20 protein-coding genes, 1 tRNA gene, 1 other RNA gene and 1 pseudogene are annotated in these 13359 nt (G+C 68.3%); 9 read left to right on the forward strand and 14 right to left on the reverse strand.

Going from position 1 to position 13359, the window contains the following annotated elements; all coding sequences use genetic code 11:
• The first annotated feature begins 36 nt into the window (after positions 1–36).
• Entirely contained in the window at positions 37–1548 is a 1512-nt protein-coding gene (gene hflX, locus IZR02_RS06985) for a GTPase HflX (RefSeq protein WP_025103236.1), read from the forward strand.
• A gap of 10 nt (positions 1549–1558) precedes the next feature.
• On the opposite strand, the gene IZR02_RS06990 is transcribed toward hflX, so the two are convergent.
• Positions 1559–2224 carry an SIMPL domain-containing protein gene (locus IZR02_RS06990; protein WP_025103237.1) on the reverse strand — a complete coding sequence of 222 codons (666 nt, stop codon included), beginning with the start codon at positions 2222–2224 and terminating at the stop codon, positions 1559–1561.
• A 142-nt stretch (positions 2225–2366) separates the two neighbouring features.
• Here IZR02_RS06990 and ssrA point away from each other — a divergent pair.
• Positions 2367–2736: a transfer-messenger RNA gene (gene ssrA, locus IZR02_RS06995) on the forward strand.
• 80 nt (positions 2737–2816) lie between these two features.
• Here ssrA and IZR02_RS07000 read toward each other — a convergent pair.
• Positions 2817–3089: pseudogene (locus IZR02_RS07000) on the reverse strand (tyrosine-type recombinase/integrase); the annotation flags it as partial.
• On the opposite strand from IZR02_RS07000, the gene IZR02_RS07005 reads away from it, so the two are divergent.
• Positions 3068–3439 (forward strand): hypothetical protein, encoded by a 372-nt coding sequence (locus IZR02_RS07005; protein WP_025103238.1) that lies wholly within the window; start codon positions 3068–3070, stop codon positions 3437–3439. The pseudogene IZR02_RS07000 and the gene IZR02_RS07005 sit on opposite strands and share 22 nt — an antisense overlap.
• A 202-nt stretch (positions 3440–3641) precedes the next feature.
• Here IZR02_RS07005 and IZR02_RS07010 read toward each other — a convergent pair whose 3' ends face one another.
• The 3 genes from IZR02_RS07010 to IZR02_RS07020 form a co-directional block, all read right to left on the reverse strand.
• Positions 3642–3899 carry a hypothetical protein gene (locus IZR02_RS07010; protein ID WP_025103239.1) on the reverse strand — a complete coding sequence of 86 codons (258 nt, stop codon included), beginning with the start codon at positions 3897–3899 and terminating at the stop codon, positions 3642–3644.
• A gap of 678 nt (positions 3900–4577) precedes the next feature.
• Positions 4578–5009: a hypothetical protein gene (locus IZR02_RS07015; RefSeq protein WP_025103241.1), complete on the reverse strand. Its 432-nt coding sequence runs from the start codon at positions 5007–5009 to the stop codon at positions 4578–4580.
• Positions 5010–5365: 356 nt separating this feature from the next.
• Positions 5366–5872: a hypothetical protein gene (locus IZR02_RS07020; RefSeq protein WP_025103242.1), complete on the reverse strand. Its 507-nt coding sequence runs from the start codon at positions 5870–5872 to the stop codon at positions 5366–5368.
• Between the two features lie 241 nt (positions 5873–6113).
• On the opposite strand from IZR02_RS07020, the gene IZR02_RS07025 reads away from it, so the two are divergent.
• The 3 genes from IZR02_RS07025 (at position 6114) to IZR02_RS07035 (ending at position 7654) form a co-directional block, all read left to right on the forward strand.
• On the forward strand, positions 6114–6491 hold the full coding sequence (locus IZR02_RS07025; RefSeq protein WP_157544449.1) for a hypothetical protein: 378 nt from the start codon (positions 6114–6116) through the stop codon (positions 6489–6491).
• 157 nt (positions 6492–6648) lie between these two features.
• Positions 6649–6867: a DUF3263 domain-containing protein gene (locus IZR02_RS07030; protein WP_257721409.1), complete on the forward strand. Its 219-nt coding sequence runs from the start codon at positions 6649–6651 to the stop codon at positions 6865–6867.
• A 277-nt stretch (positions 6868–7144) separates the two neighbouring features.
• Complete coding sequence (locus tag IZR02_RS07035) at positions 7145–7654, forward strand: hypothetical protein (protein WP_025103244.1); 510 nt, start codon at positions 7145–7147, stop codon at positions 7652–7654.
• 27 nt (positions 7655–7681) lie between these two features.
• Here the strand turns inward: IZR02_RS07035 and IZR02_RS07040 are convergent, their stop codons facing one another.
• The gene (locus tag IZR02_RS07040) at positions 7682–8026 is read right to left on the reverse strand and encodes a hypothetical protein (protein ID WP_025103245.1); all 345 of its coding nucleotides are present in this window, start codon (positions 8024–8026) and stop codon (positions 7682–7684) included.
• Positions 8027–8239: 213 nt separating this feature from the next.
• Here IZR02_RS07040 and IZR02_RS07045 point away from each other — a divergent pair, with 213 nt between their 5' ends.
• A complete protein-coding gene (locus tag IZR02_RS07045; protein ID WP_025103246.1) occupies positions 8240–8467 on the forward strand; it encodes a DUF2188 domain-containing protein in 228 nt (75 codons plus the stop codon).
• Positions 8468–8534: 67 nt separating this feature from the next.
• Positions 8535–8849 (forward strand): DUF7882 family protein, encoded by a 315-nt coding sequence (locus tag IZR02_RS07050; RefSeq protein ID WP_025103247.1) that lies wholly within the window; start codon positions 8535–8537, stop codon positions 8847–8849.
• Positions 8850–8906: 57 nt separating this feature from the next.
• On the opposite strand, the gene IZR02_RS07055 is transcribed toward IZR02_RS07050, so the two are convergent.
• From IZR02_RS07055 to IZR02_RS07065, 3 genes are all read right to left on the reverse strand, one after another.
• On the reverse strand, positions 8907–9080 hold the full coding sequence (locus tag IZR02_RS07055; RefSeq protein WP_157544451.1) for a hypothetical protein: 174 nt from the start codon (positions 9078–9080) through the stop codon (positions 8907–8909).
• 94 nt (positions 9081–9174) lie between these two features.
• The gene (locus IZR02_RS07060) at positions 9175–9723 is read right to left on the reverse strand and encodes a hypothetical protein (protein ID WP_025103249.1); all 549 of its coding nucleotides are present in this window, start codon (positions 9721–9723) and stop codon (positions 9175–9177) included.
• 16 nt (positions 9724–9739) lie between these two features.
• Positions 9740–10537 (reverse strand): inositol monophosphatase family protein, encoded by a 798-nt coding sequence (locus tag IZR02_RS07065; protein ID WP_025103250.1) that lies wholly within the window; start codon positions 10535–10537, stop codon positions 9740–9742.
• A gap of 155 nt (positions 10538–10692) precedes the next feature.
• Between IZR02_RS07065 and IZR02_RS07070 the strand changes: the two genes are divergently transcribed.
• A tRNA-Lys gene (locus tag IZR02_RS07070) sits at positions 10693–10765 on the forward strand.
• Positions 10766–10962: 197 nt separating this feature from the next.
• On the opposite strand, the gene IZR02_RS07075 is transcribed toward IZR02_RS07070, so the two are convergent.
• The 5 genes from IZR02_RS07075 to IZR02_RS07095 all read right to left on the reverse strand — a co-directional run bounded on the left by IZR02_RS07075 (position 10963) and on the right by IZR02_RS07095 (position 13341).
• Complete coding sequence (locus IZR02_RS07075; RefSeq protein ID WP_025103251.1) at positions 10963–11238, reverse strand: hypothetical protein; 276 nt, start codon at positions 11236–11238, stop codon at positions 10963–10965.
• 29 nt (positions 11239–11267) lie between these two features.
• Positions 11268–11537, reverse strand: coding sequence for a hypothetical protein (locus IZR02_RS07080; protein ID WP_126893022.1), 270 nt, complete (start codon positions 11535–11537; stop codon positions 11268–11270).
• Between the two features lie 64 nt (positions 11538–11601).
• Positions 11602–11943, reverse strand: coding sequence for a DUF7882 family protein (locus IZR02_RS07085; protein ID WP_025103253.1), 342 nt, complete (start codon positions 11941–11943; stop codon positions 11602–11604).
• A 144-nt stretch (positions 11944–12087) separates the two neighbouring features.
• Positions 12088–12780, reverse strand: a complete 693-nt coding sequence (locus tag IZR02_RS07090; protein WP_025103254.1) for an SOS response-associated peptidase — start codon at positions 12778–12780, stop codon at positions 12088–12090.
• Positions 12781–12858: 78 nt separating this feature from the next.
• Entirely contained in the window at positions 12859–13341 is a 483-nt protein-coding gene (locus tag IZR02_RS07095) for a YbaK/EbsC family protein (RefSeq protein WP_025103255.1), read from the reverse strand.
• Positions 13342–13359 lie beyond the last annotated feature (18 nt).

The raw sequence follows: 13359 nt of genomic DNA on the forward strand, positions 1-13359 counted from the left end.
GGTTAAGGCTCGCGAGGAAACCAGAGACAGGAACGGATGACGGAGACGAAGACACCCTCCACCGACGACCAGACGGTCGACCGCGTGCTGGCGAACGCAGAGAAGCGCTCGGAGGTGCGGATGTTCGGCGCCGCGCAGGCGCTCCAGGACGAAGCGACGGCCGCGCACTCGACCGCAGACGGCGACCAGTGGGACCTCGAGGACCGGCATGCGCTGCGGCGTGTGGGCGGTCTGTCGACGGAGCTCGAAGACGTCACCGAGGTCGAGTATCGCCAGCTGCGGCTCGAGAACGTCGTGCTCGTCGGCGTGTATCCGCAGGGCGCCCAGGAGGACGCGGAGAACTCGTTGCGTGAGCTCGCCGCGCTCGCGGAGACGGCAGGCGCCGTCGTGCTCGACGGCGTGCTGCAGCGCCGTCCGCACCCGGACGCCGCCACCTACCTGGGACGCGGCAAAGCGCAGGAGTTGAAGGATATCGTCGCCGCCGTCGGCGCCGACACCGTGATCGCCGACACCGAGCTGGCCCCCAGCCAGCGACGTGCGCTCGAAGACGTCGTGAAGGTCAAGGTGATCGACCGGACCACCGTGATCCTCGACATCTTCAGCCAGCACGCCAAGAGCCGAGAAGGTAAGGCCCAGGTCGAGCTCGCGCAGCTCGAATACCTGCTGCCGCGCCTGCGCGGCTGGGGTGAGTCGATGAGCCGCCAAGCCGGTGGACAGGTCGGCGCCGGAGGCGCGGGCATGGGCTCGCGCGGACCCGGTGAGACGAAGATCGAGCTCGACCGCCGACGCATCCGGACGAAGATGGCGCTCCTGCGCAAGCAGATCCGCGACTTCGCGCCCGCGCGCGAGGCGAAGCGGGCCGAACGCAAGCGCAACACCATCCCCTCCGTCGCCATCGCCGGGTACACGAACGCCGGGAAGTCGAGTCTGCTCAACGCTCTGACGAGCGCGGGCGTGCTTGTGGAGAACGCGCTGTTCGCGACCCTCGATGCGACCGTCCGTCGGTCCGAGACCGAAGACGGCCGCGTGTACACGCTCACCGACACGGTGGGATTCGTGCGCAACCTGCCGCACCAGCTCGTCGAAGCCTTCCGCTCCACGTTGGAGGAGGTCGGTGACGCGGACGTCGTGCTGCATGTGGTCGACGGCTCGCACCCCGACCCGGCCGGCCAGCTGCAGACCGTGCGCGACGTGATGGGCGATGTGGGCGTGCGCGACATGCCGGAGATCGTCGTCTTCAACAAGGCCGACCTCATCCCCGAGGACGAGCGGCTCGTGCTGCGCGGCCTGGAGCCGCAGGCGCGCTTCGTCTCGTCACGGTCCGGCGAGGGCATCGTCGAGCTCCGCGCGGCGATCGAGGAGGCGCTGCCGAAGCCGGCCGTCGAGCTCCACGCCGTGATCCCGTACGACCGCGGTGACCTCGTCGCGGCGATCCACGAGACCGGGATGCTGCTGTCCGTCGAGCACCAGGAGGCAGGGACCGCGGTGCACGCGCACGTGTCCGAGCGTCTCGCCGCCGACCTCGCGGCCTACGTCGTCAGCGACTGACGGCGGAGGCTCAGCGAGCGAGGAAGCGCGCCTCGACGGTCGCCGTCATGACGATGTCCTGCGGCTCGTACTCCATGGCCGGCGAGGTGTCGGCCGCGAAAGCGACGGCACCGCGCGCCTTCCCCAGCGGTGTGCCGGGCGTCGGCGCCGTGGCGGAGAGCAGGCCGGTATCGGCGATCTCCATAGGAGCCACGTCGGCGAGGCCGAGCGCGGCGGCGTAGGCCTCGGCTCTCGTCACGGCCACGTGGACGGCCTGCGTGGCCACCTCTCGTTCCACGCGAACGCGGGTCTCGGGGGTGAGGTGCCAGTCGACACCGCCGACCTCGACACCATCCCAGGCGGAGATGTCGGAGATCCAGACCGACAGTTCCGACGCCTCGGCGAAGGTCGCGGTGACGTCGATGCTCGCGTAGTAGACCGGGGCGAGACGCTTCCCGTCGGCGTTCCACGGGCGCTCCGCACGGACCGAGAGGCGGGTGCTGCTCCAGTCGAGAGCGGAGCCGGCTTCCACGCGGCCCACGATGCTGGTCCGCACGGGCTCGGCCAGGCGCATCACATGGTCGACGACCGCGGCGCGGTCCGGCCCTTCCGCGCGGACCGCGACGCGGACGGTGGCGCGCTCCGGAGCCAGACGGGCCTCGTGCTCGCCGCGGACGGTGACAGTCACATCGCTCATGGCGCCGACTCTACGCGACCTCCGCCGGCGGCGTGGAATGGCGACGCGGGCGGGAACGTTGTATCCTGTGATGCTCGGGTGTTCGTCGTCCGAGGCTGACAATTCCACAGTGTGACAGCGGCTCCTTCGAGAGAAGGACCACGGGGCTGATCGGTTTCGACAGCGCCTGTGAATCCACGAGAAGCGGGCCGAGGATGCAGAGTTATCTCGTAAACGCTCTCTGCAAAACAATAGTTGCCGAATCCAAGCGCAACGACTTCGCCCTCGCTGCCTAAGCGAGCCCGATAGTCCGTCAGACCGTATGTGATTCCGATACGGATCCTGGCGTCATCTAGGAATCTTGCTGCGTGACGGCGTCTGGACGTCACGTGGGACTCTTCCCAGGCTGGGCTCGTCGACTTAGGTGTCTGTGACAAAGGTCGGAGCCGAGCAGAACGCTTCCACAGACTGCGCCCGGAGAAGGCGTGGAGACTCAGCGTTGGACGGGGGTTCGATTCCCCCCAGCTCCACCAGGTCGCTGTCGCACAGAACGAGGCCCGCCTCCCTAGTAACCACTAGGGAGGCGGGTCTTTTTTGCGTTGTGGATTACTCGTCAGGCGGCGATGCCTGCCCACACTTTGCCCACATCTGCTGCCGTCGCTCGCTCGTCGAGCCGGTTCGCGACGTCGTCGAGGTCGTCGTCGAATAGATCGGCGTAGGTGTCGAGGGTCATCGCGGCGGACTTGTGGCCGCGCATGCGCTGCACGGCCTTGACGTGGGGGCCTGAGCTGATGGTGAGGGAGGCCGCGGTGTGGCGGAGGTCGTGCGGGGTGAGCCGCTCGATGCGGGCTTCCTCGGTCGCGCGTGCGAACCAGGACCCGCGCCCTCGCCTTGGGTGACTACCGCTACCAGAAACTCGCGAAGGCCGGCGCGACACCGGGCGAGATCGCTGACCAGCTCGGCCTCAACCCGGAGATCCCGCCTATGCCCGCGCCGAAGAAGCGACCGCAGGTGCCCGTGCAGGCTGCGCCTGTTGAGCCTGGCACTGTCCTACGACCGATCGAGCCTGCTCGGGAGCAGCCGAAGCCGGCCGCGCCCTCGAAGTGGGCGGTGCGACACGCATGGGTCGCGTTCGCCCCTGATGGCACGATGCACGGACCGTTCGACGGCCACAGCACAGCGATGGCGTTCGTCGGTGACCAGCTCAAGCCGGCACGGAAGCCAGAGCCGCACTGACCCTCAAGAAGCGACGGCCGATGAGCGACGTTGACATCGCGCAAATGCGCCTGCTCCACGATCAAGGCGAAACGGACGGCATGATCGCGCGCCAGATGGGCAGGTCACAGCCGCTTACCTCCAGCTGGCGTCGCCGGCTGGGCCTGCCTGCTAAAGGGAGCTTCCAGCGAGGAGAGTCGTGATGGGCGGGCAGATGCGGGGACTAGCGTTCCCAAGGGCGGTCGTCGGGATCGAACACCGGGATTCCGCCGCCGCTGATCTCGGCTTCGCCGTCGCCCTCTAAGGCGAGGATGCGTCTCTCAAGCTGCACGACTGCCCCGACGAGAGCGACACTCATGTCCATCGGCCCCACAAGACCGTCGGTGGTCGACTCCCGGATGTTCTCGACCAGCCCTCGGGTGATGCTTGCGTTTTCCGGCAACTGGTCAAGGAGCTGTTGCCACGGGTTTTCGTTCGTCATGCGTGCACTGTAGCGGTAGCGACGAGATGAGCGCCATGGTTCCGCTCGACGCTATCGACCCGGACGCCGCCTACCGCGAATGGGCCGACCGATTCCTCTGGCACATTGACCAGTTGCCCGCCCTCGCCGAAACCACCGGCACGATGGCGCTGGCCGTCCGCGGTGTGCGCGCCTCGCAGCTGACCGAGCGCATCGCTGGCGGCGGGTTCTACGACAACGTCCCGCTCGTCGGTGGACCCGAGTCCCGCAAAGCTCGCGCCGTGTGGGACGCGCTCCGCGTTTACCTCGTCGTCGCCTCGACTCGACTCGGCTCGGGCTTGAGGCGCCGGGGCTGCCCGCCGGGCTGCCCGGCGACGTCGAGCTCGCCCGCGAGTGGGCCTTCGCCGCGAACGCGTGGCTCTCCGACGTCGTCTACGAGATCCCACCCAGGCCCGACCTAGACGAGCTCGAGGAGCAGCTCTTCCGCCTCATCCGCCGCGCTCGCAGCAGTCTCGACATGCACACGACCCGTCGCGCTCGCCCAGAGCTCTGCACCCGTTGCGGCGAGGTCGGCGTCACCGTCGACTGGATCGACGGACCCGACGGACAAGCCCGCCTACCCAGGGTCTGCCTCGTCTGCCGCGCACTTACACACCTGCGGCTGGCAGCGCGGGTGGCTGACGAGAGAATGGATGCTGATCACTCGGTGGAATGTGCACCTACTGCTTCTGCCCGGTTCCGTCGGTATGAGGCTTCCACCTCCAACGGCGAGAAGCCTCCTCGGAACCAGGCTCCAAGGAGCGGAGGGACCGCGGCCTTCGCGATTGGGCGCAGGCGCATGTCCGAGCTGCAAGCGTCGCTGAAGGCGGCCTCCAGCATGGCAGCGACAGGTTGCTCCCTCAACGCCAACAGCAACTCGAGCGAGGTCATGGCATCCTGCGCGTCCACTTCGAGTTGCTCACGCGTCTCACCGTTCGAGCTTGGAAGGACGGTCGCCAGCTTCGTCAATGCGTGTACGACGTCCTTGATGGCGGCGGCCTTCGCCTGTTCCACGCGGCGCCGCTCCGCCCGACCTTCCGTGAACCACTCCCGGACCCAGGGCAGGACCGCGCTGCCGACGAGAGCGATCACTGCTCCTAGAACTACCGCCCACCCGCTATCCATGGACCGCACTCTATCGGCCGTGCGATAGGAGCGGAGTAATTGATCTATGTCGCCCCTTGCCTACCGCGAAGCCGCCCGCCGCGTCCGCCGATCCGTCCGCACGATCAATCGATGGCGCAAGGCAGGCATGCACATGACATGGGAGAACCAGAACCAGTACGGGCAGGGTGTCCGCGTCGTCGAAGAAGACGTCCTCCTGGCGCACTGGCGCGATCGCCTCGACGCGAACCCCGCCCACCAGTGGCGCCTACGCCGCACATTGGCCACCCACAGAGGCCAATCGGCCGCCATCGCGACGGGCGACGGCGGCCGCGAGCCGCGGGCTAAAGCGGCCTCGCCACCGGCGGAGCTTCCCCGACGTTCTTAGAACCGAGCTCCTTGCCAACGGTGATCAGGAACTGCCAGCGACCCTTCCTCATTGCAACGTCACGTGCGTCAGTCCGGTCCTCGACGAACGCGAGAGTCGCGCCCATCCAGTCCTGACCAGCTGCGTTGACTGCTTTCGGGCCCAGGATGGATACTGCATCCAGTGAGCGATCGCTCGCCTCGTGCCAGGCAAGTACCTTCGCCTTCAGTTCCTTCGCGTTTTCCTCATTGGGCTCGGTCCGCACGATGCGCGCGATGAGGGACATATCGGTCATGAAGTCGAGGTAGGCCTCGAACCGTCGTTCGCGCAGCCACTTCCGATGCTCACGAACCGACTGGATCCACACGCCGATCAGTCCGCCCGACACCGTGAGCACAGCGGCCCCGAAGGCGCCAACGAGGAGAGCGAACAACGGATTCACCGGTGAGGTGCTCGCAGCTGCGGCTCCCATCTGAATGTCCATGCGTTGAGGCTATCCACCACACCGATGAGTCGCGAAAAGGTCGAGTTGACAGCCGAGTGATATCAGACCATAGATTGATGCTTGTACCGGTCTCGCCCCCCCGGAGATCAGGCGTCGAGAGCCCCGCGAAGCACACCAGCTCCGGGGCTCTCGTGCTCCCACCAGAACGGCCCCGACGCGCGCTACCAACACACGCCGGGACCTAACCCCCACCATCGAAGCGACTCGATTGGAGGGCTACGTGGACTCCACCCGCGAGCCCGGACACGGCACCAACGCCGTCAACCACCGCAACATCGCCCACCTCTGCGTCCAACGCGACCGCGCCGGCCTCCTGCAGCTCGCGGACGTCCTCGCCGCCCAGACCTTCCCCGACGCCGCTATGCTCGCCGTCGCGCGGAGCTCGTCGACGACCGGCGCGGGGTCTTTCGTGTACCGGTTCCTCGAGCAGACGGCGTCGAGGCGGATGCTGAGCAGGGTTTCGCGCGAGAGCCGCATGGTGGCCGGGTGTCCTTTCGCCGGCCGAGAGATCTCGAGTCTAGGTGAGACCGCCGACGGACTGAACGTCGGCGGTCGGGGTGAGGATCGTGATCGTGCATCAGATCATCGACCTGGATAGCGGGGAAGACCGTAATGGGCATCCGCGCGTGGTGTGGACGTGTGAATGCGGGAGCAAGGGCTCCGGCGCTACGGAGAAGGCCGCCGCGAGCGGTTGGAAGCGGCATGTCCGCGCTGCCGCTCGCAAGGAGCACTACGGGTGAGGCCCGAGGTACTGCTTGCGTTCGAGTGGAGCTGGCCGGGACATTTGTCGGAGAAAGGGTGGGCGGATAGGTCCCGAGCTCAGCATGACGCCGGCTCGTTACTATCAGCTGCTCGTCCGTGCGGCGGAGTCGATCGTCGGGATCGCGGCCGAGCCGCTCACCGCGCGTCGCGTTCGTGAGCTCGGCGCAGTTCGTGCGGCCGCTCGCGCTCGTCGCACCGGCATGGCTGCGTGACGTGGCCGCGTGCCGGCATTCTGCCCACCCCCGCCCCCATCGCACGACGTAAGCGACCATCGCTTACCATCGCTTTCTCCGCGTGATTCCGCGGGTGCCGAACTGTCATGCGGGGCGAGGCATAGTTCGATTCCCCCCAGCTCCACCAGGTCGCTGTCGCACAGAACGAGGCCCGCCTCCCTGGTCATGTATCCGGGGAGGCGGGCTTCTTCGTGTCGGGGAACGGGCCGCAGAGACCCCCGCGGGGTCGGAACGTCGAGCTGGCTACGATGGGAGGGTGTCGTCCGAACCCCGCCCGTCCGTGCGGAGTCGGCGGCGCCGCACCGGCTGGCTCGTCGCGGTGATCGCGGTGGTGGTGGCAGCCGTGCTCCTCGTCGCCGCAGCGGGGGTGCTGGGGCGGAGGGGGGACCTGGTCACGAACGTGACCATCGCGCTGAGCTATGTCGGCGACGACGGGCGGACGTACTCGTGTACCTACGACTACAGGACCCCGCACCGCGCGCCGATGCCCCCGGAGATCGCGGAAGAGATGAACGACCGCGATTGGTCTCAGACGGGCCAGCTCATCTACGAATGGGCGAAGACCCATCTGGCCGAGTCCTGGTCCACAGAGGACGAGCTTCCTGCCGACGACCCCGGATCGACCAGAGCAGACAGCTCGTGGGCCCTCGCGCTCGACCGCTACATCACCTTCCCACCGTGGACGATCGAGACCGCGGAGGGGCCCGAGTACGCGCTCTGGTGGGAAGCCCGCCGGGGAAGCGACTGCGAAGACGGCCTGCGATAGGCTCCGCGGCGCGGTGACCGCGATCGACTATGCGGTCACCCAGCGGACGCCGTCGGCGTCGGGGGTGAAGCGGCGCCCGGCGTCCGTCTCCAGCTCCTCCATGAGCGGGATGATGACGCTCCACAGCGCCCAGTGCTCCGGAGTGCCTTCACCACCTTGTGCCCTCCCTTCCCACCGGGCGGCTGCCGGAAGCGGAACGCGGAAGCCGAACCGGGTCCCCGTCGAGTCGGTGACCTCTGCGCTCAGCGACCCCGCTCCGGCCGCCAACTGCGTCAGGGTGAAATCCCGGGGGACGATGAGTGTTCCCCGCCCACGGTCCCAGGCCTCGCGGACCGCCGTCAGGAACGGCCCCGCGATGATGTCGGTCGTCATCAGAAGTCTCCTTCCCCGATCGGCGGGACAGCGCCCGCCCGTTCGACTCCCTCACCGCGATGATCGCAGGCGCGAGGGCCGGGTGTCCGTCCCCTCTTCGGGGGACGCGAACGGATCTGCGGTCGCGTACGACCGATCCGGCGCGGGCGCAAGGGGGTCGGAGACGAGCGGCATCGCGCGCTACCAATGGGATTCACGACGAAGGGAGACGCCATGCCGAAGGGCGATGTCGACACGTTCCACCAGGAAGGCGGCTGGTTCAATCGCGTCCAGGGCGAGGTGAACACGTTCAGCGGGCCGCATGACACGAAGGACGAGGCGGTCGGCGTCGGGCGTGAGACCGCTCGGGCGCGTCAGGTCGAGCACCTCATCCGACGGGAGGACGGCACGATCGGGGAGCGGAACAGCTACGGCAACGACCCGAGGGACGTCCGCGGCTGAGACGCGGGTGGGGAGGCGTGGCATGACGGCCCTGGTGGCGGAGTCGGGCGAGGCCTACCATTCGCACATGGGGTTCATCATGTACGACAGCACGAGCCAGCTCCACATCGAGGACCGCGCGCTCGCGCACCTCAAGGTCGTGATCGCGACGAAGCTCCGACGCAACGAGAGCTTCACGGTGTCGTGGACCCACCCCGAGGGCGATGCGTACGGACGCTCCACGATCTGGCTGCATCCGTCGATCCCGCTGCGCTTCACGTTCGAAGGGCGGGAGCCGCCCAAGCTGAACCCGAAGTGGATCGACGACCTCATGCAATCGGCGAACTCCACCGGAGGCATCACGCTCGTCGACGAGATCGTCCAAGGCTCCACGACCGAGTGACATGGCAGGAGCCCCGCCTCTTCGCGAGGCGGGGCTCCTGGCATCCGGACGAGCGGCTCAGTGCGAGCGGTCCGGGTCTTCGGCGCGCACGTCGTCGCCGTCGTCGTCCGAGTCCGTGGGCGGAACGGTGCGCGGCTCGCCCTTGTTGTCCTCGGCGCCGAGGTTGTCGTTCTCCTCGGGGCCGGGGGAGGGCTCGGTGCTGATGTCGTTGCGGTCGCTGTCGTTACCCATGCGCATTCCTTTCCTCGACGGATGTCACCAGCCTCGTCCGTCTGCGGCCTCAGGCCCAGCGGCTTGACAACACCAGCCCGAGTGGTGTGCGGCGTCAGCGCTGTCCCTCGATGAGGAGGAGCCCCTGCTTCGTGTCGGCGACCTTCACCCAGCCGTCCCCGAAGAGATACGTCATGCCGTACCCGTCCTCGTCCGTGCTCATGGCGAACTGCGGGTCCTCGGTGACGTACGTGCCCTGAGCGTCTTCCTCGCTCCGCCACCCCTCCTCCTCGAGCCCCGCCTGTGCGCGCTCCGCCTCCTCGGCGGACAGGGGGGACCAGCCGTACATCTGACCGTGGTCCGAGGGCACGCTGAAGTCCGCCCAGAAGCAGAGGAGTCCCTGCGTCAGCTCGACGTCCCCGACGCGGAACTCGCGTGGCTCTGCCGTCCAGCCGGCGTCGGTGAGGGCCGCGACGGTGCCTTCGGAGATCATCGACTCGCACGTGAGCTCGTCCCCGCCCGGTGTCGCGCTCGCGCCGCCGTCTCCCGTGGGAGCAGCCGAGCCCGGCGCCGACGGCTCAGGGGGGCCGCCACCCGTGCACGCCGTCAGGGCGGCTCCCGCGAGCACGAGACCGGTCAGGATCGCGAGTCGTCGGGTGGTCATCGTGGCCTCGGGGTAGTCAGTCGTGCAGGAGACGGAGGAACTCGTCGTGAAGGGTGCCGTTGGTAGCGAGTGTCGAGCGGGCGGAGATCGTCTCGGAGCCGTCGAATGCCGTCATGCGCCCACCGGCCTCATTCACGATCGCCACAGCCGCTGCGATGTCGTACTCCTTCACATCGAACTCCGCGACCGCCTCCAGTCGCCCTTCGGCGAGGAGCATGTAGGCGTAGACGTCGCCGTACGCCCGATCGCGCCAGACGTGCGCGCTCAGGCGCAGCAGGGCATCCAGCTGCCCGGCGTCACGCCACTGCGCGATGCTCTGGAAGCTCACGCTGGCCTCGTCCAGCGAGGAGACGGTGGAGGTGGCGAGACGGCGCTCGTTGCGGTCGCTGACGGTCCAGGCGCCATGTCCGGCCGCCGCCCACCAGCGTCGACCGAGGGCGGGCATGCTGACCACGCCGACGCGCGGCACGCCGTCGATCGCGAGGGCGATCATCGTGCCCCACAGCGGGACACCGCGGAGGAAGTTCGCGGTGCCGTCGATCGGGTCGATGATCCACTGCCGGGCGGTGCTGCCCTGAGCGCCGAATTCTTCGCCGAAGATGCCGTCGTCGGGACGTTCCTCCTCGAGGATCCGGCGGATCGCCCGCTCCGTCGCCAGGTCGGCGTCCGTCACGTGCGAGTGGTCCGCCTTCGTGGAGATCTCCAGGTCGGCGGCGTCGAAACGCGGGAGCGACTGGGCATCCGCGGCGTCGGCTAGGCGGAGGGCGAGCTGGAGATCGGCGCGCAGGTCGGCGGCGTCGGGAGTGGCGGTCACGCTCTCAGGATAGTCGCCGCCCCGACGGCGCCCGCAGAGACCATCGGCCAGGATGAGGGGGCGAAACGCCCGAGCCACGCCCGGGCCGCGCTGGATTTCGTGTCGGCGCCAACCGCTGGTAATGTAATTCCTCGGTCGGGGTTATCCCGGGCCACGCACCTCTAGCTCAATCGGCAGAGCAACTGACTCTTAATCAGTGGGTTCAGGGTTCAAGTCCCTGGGGGTGCACGGAACAAGCCTCAGAGATCTCGCCATCTCCGGGGCTTTTTCTCTGCCTGTTTCGGGGCTGGATCGCTCAGGGCGGGATCGAAACCGTGCCTCTCGCGGCCGGGAGAGGCACCTTTTCGAACCGGCATGGGGCGGAGGCGACGACCTGCCGACGCGGGGATCGGAAACGCGCGCTGTGGCGGCGGGTGGCGCGCGCGTCAGGCCCGGCGGACCGAGAGCAGCTGCCAGCCCTCCGGGACCTTCGCCTCGATGCCCGCCATGTCCTCGGCCTCGATCTGCTCGACGCCGTCGACGCGCTGGAACGTCCCCGTGGCCTCCATCTTCGCCTCACCCTTGAGCATGCGCACCGGGGCGGAAGTGAGCGCGTAGCCCGGCTCACGATGAGCATCGAGCTGGGCGTGGACGTCTTCGAGGGATGTCCCGGTGACGTCGACGGTCATGGATCCTCGGGGGCGGATGAGGGCGACAAGCATCCGTCCAGTCTACGAGCGGACCGTGCTGCTCAGAGATCCCAGTCGAGCGTGGAGCGCACGTCGATGGGGGCGTCGTGGCCGGCGTCCTCGCGGATCAGGTAGACGACGACACGCGACTGCGCGGTGATGAGCACGCTCGTCAGAGCGTCGCCGGTCGCCAAGTCGATGAACGTCGGTTGCGAGCGCGCCGCTGCCTCGATCCGAGACATGAGGTCCGCGACATCCGTGCTGCGAGGCAGGAGGAAGTCGTGCCCATCGATCTCGATGTGCGTCGTCGTCATTCCCGTCTGGTTCCCCATGGGCTCCACGGTACGAACCACCTCGATCCCCGACAAGAGGGGTTGAACCCTGTCGACCCTCGTGTTAGGAGCGGGTGAGCGCGCTCTCGCTGCCGTCCGGCTGCTGCTGGTCCGCAGGCTCGGGGACGAGGTACAGACCGCTCGGGGCGTTGGCGGTGAATGCGAGGGCCTCGATCCAGGCGCGGTTGACGCTGGGCTGGCGACTGCCGTGGTACTTGTAAACCAGCGAGCTTCCGGCATGGATCCAGACCGTCGTGCGGCCGCCGCCCATGCTGACGTCGTCCTTCCAGGTGAAGCCGAAGGGCTCGCCACGGCGGAGCTTCGCGGTCATGACCAGCTGGATGTGAGTGAGAGCGCGGTCTTCGATGTCGACCTTGACGCTGTTCTCGTAGATGAACTTGCCCATCGCAAGACTCCCTTCTCTCCACGGGAACCTGTGCCAAGAGGCGCGGCCGGGGTGACCGCTGGTGTGGGGTGTGCTCAGCGTTTCACACATCCGCCCGATCTCCTATCCCACGGGGTGTCGTGCGTCCGCGCGTGTCGCCGCGTTTCACCCGACCGGGTCGAGGAGCGTGGGATCCGCGGGATCGACGGTGCGCGTGTTGCTCACTTTGCGGTCGACGACGTAGCCGTGCAGCGTCGCGGCGACATCGGCGGAGGTGTGGTCGAGCATCGCCAGCGTGTCGAGCTTGGTCTGCCCGGTGAGCTTCTCCGGTGTGAGCCAGGCGTCCCAAGTGTCCGGGGTCAGGAAGGCGGGCATCCGGTCGTGCACCTCCCCACCGGCGTCGCGTGCCTCCCGGGTGACGACGACGAAGCAGCGCACCTTCTCTCCCTCATGCTCCATCGACCAGGTGAGGCCGGCGGCGGCGAGCAGGCCGTCACCGTGGAGGAAGTGCGGGGTCTTGTGGCCCTTCTCACCCGTCCATTCGAAGTACCCGCGCATCGGCACGAGGCACCGCGCGGCGGAGAACGCCGGCGCCCAGAATCCGGCGGCGAGCTTCTCCATCCGTGCGTTGATCAGCGGGGCGCGCTGCGGACGGTTGGGGGGACTCTGCCAGTCCCACCGCACGAGTTCGAGGATGCGGCCCTCGCCGCGGTCCCGGACGATGGGGGCGCTCTCGGTGGGGGCGATCGAGTACGCGCCATGCCAGGACTTCCACCAGTCCTCCGGTCGGCCGCCCTCGGCGACGAACTCCCGGATCAGCTCGTCCGTCGTCGCGTCGTTCGCGAATCGTCCGCACATGTCATCGCCTCCGTCTGGCCGGTCGCTCGCGCCGCGGCCGGCATCGCCTCCATCATGGGGCATGGCGCGGACATCGGGTCAGACGACCTCGATCACCGTGCCGGCGGTCAGATCCGACAGCTGGGCGAAGGTCAGCGGCATGACGGTGTGCGGGTGGCCCGCCGCCGCCCACACCACGTCGTACACCTGCAGCGCGCTGTCGATGAAGGTCGGGAGGGACGTGGGATGGCCGACGGGCGCCACTCCGCCGATCGCCTGTCCGGTGGCGTCGCGCACGGTGGCGGGCGGTGCCATGACGACCTCGCTCGCCCCCACGCTTCGCGCCAGGACGGCGAGGTTCGCCCGGTGCCCGCCGCTGGTCATGACGAGGACGGGGCGGCCGTCGGCGAGGAAGACGAGACTGTTGGCGATCGCGGCGACGTCGCAGCCGATGGCGGCGGCCGCCTCGGCGGCGGTGCGCGCCGAGTCCGGAAGAACCCGGATCTCGGTCTCGACACCGGCCGCGAGGAGGTGTTCCTGCACCCGTCGGCTGCGCTCGGGGAGGGGAGGAGCGTCGGTCATGCCCCCACGGTAGCCGAG

This window comes from Microbacterium paraoxydans (assembly GCF_019056515.1).
GTDB lineage: Bacteria > Actinomycetota > Actinomycetes > Actinomycetales > Microbacteriaceae > Microbacterium.

What these genes read in the sequence shown, in the direction of transcription:
- hflX (WP_025103236.1), top strand. Translation starts at nt 37, where the DNA reads ATGACGGAGACGAAGACACCCTCCACCGACGACCAGACGGTCGACCGC.
- IZR02_RS06990 (WP_025103237.1), bottom strand. Translation starts at nt 2,224, where the DNA reads ATGAGCGATGTGACTGTCACCGTCCGCGGCGAGCACGAGGCCCGTCTG.
- IZR02_RS07010 (WP_025103239.1), bottom strand. Translation starts at nt 3,899, where the DNA reads ATGACGAACGAAAACCCGTGGCAACAGCTCCTTGACCAGTTGCCGGAA.
- IZR02_RS07020 (WP_025103242.1), bottom strand. Translation starts at nt 5,872, where the DNA reads ATGGACATTCAGATGGGAGCCGCAGCTGCGAGCACCTCACCGGTGAAT.
- IZR02_RS07040 (WP_025103245.1), bottom strand. Translation starts at nt 8,026, where the DNA reads ATGACGACCGACATCATCGCGGGGCCGTTCCTGACGGCGGTCCGCGAG.
- IZR02_RS07045 (WP_025103246.1), top strand. Translation starts at nt 8,240, where the DNA reads ATGCCGAAGGGCGATGTCGACACGTTCCACCAGGAAGGCGGCTGGTTC.
- IZR02_RS07050 (WP_025103247.1), top strand. Translation starts at nt 8,535, where the DNA reads ATGGGGTTCATCATGTACGACAGCACGAGCCAGCTCCACATCGAGGAC.
- IZR02_RS07055 (WP_157544451.1), bottom strand. Translation starts at nt 9,080, where the DNA reads ATGGGTAACGACAGCGACCGCAACGACATCAGCACCGAGCCCTCCCCC.
- IZR02_RS07060 (WP_025103249.1), bottom strand. Translation starts at nt 9,723, where the DNA reads ATGACCACCCGACGACTCGCGATCCTGACCGGTCTCGTGCTCGCGGGA.
- IZR02_RS07075 (WP_025103251.1), bottom strand. Translation starts at nt 11,238, where the DNA reads ATGCTTGTCGCCCTCATCCGCCCCCGAGGATCCATGACCGTCGACGTC.
- IZR02_RS07080 (WP_126893022.1), bottom strand. Translation starts at nt 11,537, where the DNA reads ATGGGGAACCAGACGGGAATGACGACGACGCACATCGAGATCGATGGG.
- IZR02_RS07085 (WP_025103253.1), bottom strand. Translation starts at nt 11,943, where the DNA reads ATGGGCAAGTTCATCTACGAGAACAGCGTCAAGGTCGACATCGAAGAC.
- IZR02_RS07090 (WP_025103254.1), bottom strand. Translation starts at nt 12,780, where the DNA reads ATGTGCGGACGATTCGCGAACGACGCGACGACGGACGAGCTGATCCGG.
- IZR02_RS07095 (WP_025103255.1), bottom strand. Translation starts at nt 13,341, where the DNA reads ATGACCGACGCTCCTCCCCTCCCCGAGCGCAGCCGACGGGTGCAGGAA.